At 44.4% G+C, this 4,305-nt stretch carries 9 protein-coding genes; all 9 read right to left on the reverse strand.

What is annotated here, in order from left to right; translation table 11 throughout:
- Positions 1–86 precede the first annotated feature (86 nt).
- A complete protein-coding gene (locus M3661_RS29540; protein ID WP_251491043.1) occupies positions 87–869 on the reverse strand; it encodes a DnaD domain-containing protein in 783 nt (260 codons plus the stop codon).
- Complete coding sequence (locus tag M3661_RS29545; protein ID WP_251491046.1) at positions 862–1,263, reverse strand: hypothetical protein; 402 nt, start codon at positions 1,261–1,263, stop codon at positions 862–864. Before M3661_RS29545 ends, M3661_RS29540 begins: the two co-directional genes overlap by 8 nt.
- The gene (locus M3661_RS29550; RefSeq protein WP_251491049.1) at positions 1,229–2,188 is read right to left on the reverse strand and encodes a recombinase RecT; all 960 of its coding nucleotides are present in this window, start codon (positions 2,186–2,188) and stop codon (positions 1,229–1,231) included. The genes M3661_RS29545 and M3661_RS29550 overlap by 35 nt, the downstream gene beginning before the upstream one ends.
- Positions 2,188–3,057, reverse strand: a complete 870-nt coding sequence (locus tag M3661_RS29555; RefSeq protein ID WP_251491052.1) for a YqaJ viral recombinase family nuclease — start codon at positions 3,055–3,057, stop codon at positions 2,188–2,190. The genes M3661_RS29550 and M3661_RS29555 overlap by 1 nt, the downstream gene beginning before the upstream one ends.
- Positions 3,035–3,220 (reverse strand): hypothetical protein, encoded by a 186-nt coding sequence (locus M3661_RS29560; RefSeq protein WP_251491055.1) that lies wholly within the window; start codon positions 3,218–3,220, stop codon positions 3,035–3,037. Before M3661_RS29560 ends, M3661_RS29555 begins: the two co-directional genes overlap by 23 nt.
- 150 nt (positions 3,221–3,370) lie before the next feature.
- The gene (locus tag M3661_RS30435; protein ID WP_285853415.1) at positions 3,371–3,496 is read right to left on the reverse strand and encodes a hypothetical protein; all 126 of its coding nucleotides are present in this window, start codon (positions 3,494–3,496) and stop codon (positions 3,371–3,373) included.
- Positions 3,497–3,596: 100 nt separating this feature from the next.
- Positions 3,597–3,806: a hypothetical protein gene (locus tag M3661_RS29565; protein WP_251491058.1), complete on the reverse strand. Its 210-nt coding sequence runs from the start codon at positions 3,804–3,806 to the stop codon at positions 3,597–3,599.
- 15 nt (positions 3,807–3,821) lie between these two features.
- Positions 3,822–3,947 (reverse strand): hypothetical protein, encoded by a 126-nt coding sequence (locus M3661_RS30440; RefSeq protein ID WP_285853416.1) that lies wholly within the window; start codon positions 3,945–3,947, stop codon positions 3,822–3,824.
- Between the two features lie 16 nt (positions 3,948–3,963).
- Positions 3,964–4,305 (reverse strand): ORF6C domain-containing protein (locus M3661_RS29570; protein WP_251491074.1); only part of this gene is annotated, 342 nt, incomplete at its 5' end.

The following is a 4,305-nucleotide window of genomic DNA, read 5'->3' on the forward strand; positions in this document are numbered from 1 at the left end:
AATCAACAAAGTATTCTATATCACCGTGCCGTTGAGGTAACTTTTTAAAAAATCCGCGCAAGTCTTTACACTTAGGACATTCATACTTAGCTTCTTCCCGGCTTGTCGAGGAACGCGAATTCGCTTTCGCTGCCGCCGCTCGTCGTTTTAGCTCTTCCAGATCCAGCGCTTTGATTGCCTTCTGCATTCTGCTCCTCCTTCCAAGGTTCATCTATTCCGTTTGCTTTCCAGTTCTTTAAAATGCCTTCAACATATCCAAGATTCCGTTTACCCTTTACAACTGCTTTCTTCATGGCCTCACATACCCATCGGCTGCCGTATACATCCTCCATATCTCTGATTCGATCTGTAAGGAATGAACTCAACATACCGAATCCTTCAGACTCAAATAATCTGAATGGGTTGTCTTGAATATTTTCAGGACTACGACTATCAAAAATCTGTTCTAGTTCAGTTCTGTTCTCTTCAGTTCTCTTCTGTTCAGTTCTGTTCAGTTCAGAGGGAATCCCCGGGAATTTCCCGGAATCGTCTGGAATGTACTCGGGAAATTTTGATTTTGTACGCTTGTGAAGACCTTGTTGATGCTTATCAAAGTTCAAAATCTGAATGAATCTTTCCCCGTCAACCTCATACCACGCAATCAATTCTGCATCATGCAAACGGCTCAATGACGCCTTTATTTCGCTTATATCCTTGCTTTGTAAAGGGACTACAAGAGCTTTCACTTTAGCTGGTGACCCGACCATACGGCCAAAGTCATCAGTATGAGGAATCATCCATGTGAAAAGCAGCATGTCGAATACGTCGGGCAATTCATTCACTTTTTCCGAAATAGATATGACTTTCGAAAGCATGCGCTTTTCAGCCATCGTCAACACTCCTTTCACTTCTAGTAGTTTCTGAGATGTTCCCGGAATTTCCCGGAATGTTCCGGTATTCGGTGGAAAGCGCTGTATTTATCACTCGTGCTATCAATTTTCGGAATCTTATCCCCTCTGGCGTACCGTCCAACCAACGGTGGCATTCGGTACATAGGTGAAGCAAGTCTGTCACCTTCGTCTTCCAGTCCAAGTGCTTGCGACCCGTCAGATGTGCTCTCTCGGTCGCCCAATCCTTCCCACACATTTCACATACGTCCTTACTCCGTGCCTTTAACTCCGCATCCACAGACGGGCTGATATCGCCCATCTGCTTCTGTGTATGCTTAATGCGTGTACTCTTGGTTGCCTTACTCTTCGGCTGCGGATTGAACGGTAGATTCATCACCACTCACCTGCTCATCCTCAACAACTTTGTAATCCACATCAAAGATATTGTCAGACTCAATTCCATTATCTTTCTTAGGCTTAAGAACAGCCTCGTCAAGAGCCAATTTCTCTTGCACTTCGATGCTAATTGGCATATATTTCGCCATTTCTTTGATACATGTTTTTTTACACATGCTGTCGAAATGGTCTACCCACGGCCCTGTTAGCTTCCCGTTATATTTGGATTTGGAGAACTTATTGGCATGCTGTAGACTTTGTTCAATCGTCATTGTCGTGAAATCAAATGAACCATCTTTTAGCCGGTACGCAGCATAATGCCGTACTGTCTTCCCCTGATCCTTTGGGTTTCTGCTCTTAATCTCGTTTATGGCTTCCGCAATCATCAAGTCCATAAAGCTACCATTCTGGTCAGGTATAAAATTGTCTAATAGATGGAGCATATCGAATGGAACATGTACAAGTCGTTTATCTTCTCCTTTGATGTAGACAAACAAATCGTTCTCATATACCGTTTCAGCATATATTTTCGCCACATCCCCAGTCCGACGAATTAAATCGATTTGTCCTTTGTATCCAATTTGGAACTGACATTCCATCGTGCCAGTTTTGTTGTTATAGAATGGCACTAGGTAGGCGTGACCGATTAAATTAGGCTCTAGCCCCAACGTTGCACAATTCATCACGGCCCCTACGATGGATGGCGGTGTACATTCGGTTAGTTTTGGAGTACGGCTAATCGCTGTTAGTGTGATTCTGGCGAGCCTCTCTGGTGTCATATGTTTAGGAACCAATGACTTGATAGCAGGAAAGTTGTCTGCGAGTTCTTTTTTAATGATTGAATTGAAATTCTCAAACTTTGTATTCGTCTTCGCTGCCAATTGACTAGCTATATTAGATTGATCCACAGTTTTGTTTGCCATTAATCGTTACCTCCAATCACATTGAAAACCCTTGTTCCTTTTGCGTTTGACTTCCAAGTAAAGAACAAATCCCCCTGCCAGTAAGCACGCTCTGCCTCGCCCATGATAGCTTTAATTTGATTCTTTGCTGCCACCTCTAATTCAGTAGCATTCGCTTTTGCTTTACGCGCTTCATACAGTTGTTGTATAATCGGGTAAACATCTTCTGCCAAGTTGATGGATACCGGCTGTGAAGTCGGGTACATCTCGCTCAGACGTGCCGTGTCTTGATGCGAGAAAGCTGGTGGGACTTTCATTTGGACGTGGTTCTGCCAAAACTCACGTTCAACTGTAACCAAGTTGCTTATTAAGTCGTCATCCCTTTCGATGACTCGCCATTGAAAGTCCCATCCTCCGATTAATACCGCTATGAACCATCTATCTGCGCCAGTAACGGCCATGTAATGATTGCATTGTAAAATGTACTCGGTTGGCGCTTGAGTGCCTGCCCAATCATCGCGTCCATATTCGGACGTGTTTTTTATTTCTAAGCCTGCATTCATACCTGGTAGCCAGCGGTCGATATTCGCAAACATAAATTCATGTTCTGGATGTTGGAAAATATAATTTTGCCGCCAAACCTTATAACCTGTATCTTCTGCGAACCAATCAGCTATAAAAGGTTCTAGTCTTCTACCTGCTGCCATCTTAGGATTATCATCGATTGGCGGAATTTCTCCTAACTTGTCCAGGTATACTTCCACTGGTGATCTGTATCTACTCATTCCACAGATTGCTGCAACGTCTGAACCGCCAATACCTTTTTTTCTCCACTCCAACCACTCGTCATGTGGCATATCCTTTGTACTAACCAATCGAATGGCTTGCAAACTCTTCACCTCTTCGCTTGTTTAACTCCATGTACCGCTGCCACTTCATCTCACTATCGAAAACAAACATCTCTTTCCCTCGATGGTTAGCAATTCTTCCGCCAACCTCTGCCAACCTCCAGTGATCAAATTTATCCGCACTGTACGCGATTCTTATAGGCATTCTCATTCTCCCAATTCCCCCAATCTAGTGGTTTTCTCACCATGATATAGACCGAACATTCGATAGCTTCTTTCATGCATGCCTCGCAATGCGGCTGTTCTTCTTCGTAACAAAGATATTCTGCCTGACGTCCGCATCCACATGTTGGCCTCATTTACCAACACCGCCATCAAATCCATACTTTCGTCCGATCTCATTCATTTGGTTAAAGCGATTGTATAATGGCATGTATTCATCAAAAGCTCGTTCAATTTGTGCCCGCTGTTGTATGGTCACGCTCTCGCCTCCCACATTTTCTCTGTCAGGTATTTCATATATTCCAACGCAGACATTTTCTCGCCACTAGTCAGTGAACGCCACGATTTACCCTTGATGATCATGCTTGCACCCCCACATCTCCACGGCAACGTCTGCCTGCTGTCATGAGCTTATTCAACCGTTTGGACTGCTTGTACCATTGATGCATGGAAACCTCTACGAGAGGTACAATGAATTCTTCTTGCCACATCCATGCTCGGATTCTGACACCTGTCCACAGTTTTAGCCACTTACCACCGCAAATCATTCGTTTAATGATGGATTTCATATTCTTTCTCCCTTTCTAAACTGTGTACGGTCCGAACCGCTTAAATTCTTGTTCATGCTCTGCTGCAGCTTGCAAACTAATCCATGTTCCACCGCATTTGATATAAAGTACGTTGCCGATCTTCTTTCCCCCACGGTACATGTTCATATCCCCTTTCTTAATTGGCTTCCCGTCTAGGTACCCAAGCATCTACATAACGCAATACCTTTTGCAGATCCTGACGGCGTACATCCTTGTAGCTTGGCACTCCCCAACGATCCTTGATTTCGCGGTGCAGTTGTCGGAACAATCCGCCGCGCAAGTCCTTGTCTTGTTCAATGCTGCACACTTTGACGTTTACCGCCTTTTGTAATCGCCGCTGTTCACCGCTATCAAGCGTGATCTGCTCGTCTACCTTTTGCTCCACTTGATCGATGCGGCTTTCCAGGACAGGCACCTTGGTCATCATCTCGGCTGTTTGCTTTAGTGATAAGGCAATGGCTTCATTTGGTGTTAATGT

It is taken from the genome of Paenibacillus sp. MER 180, assembly GCF_023713665.1.
Classification (GTDB): Bacteria; Bacillota; Bacilli; order Paenibacillales; family Paenibacillaceae; genus Paenibacillus_B; species Paenibacillus_B suaedae.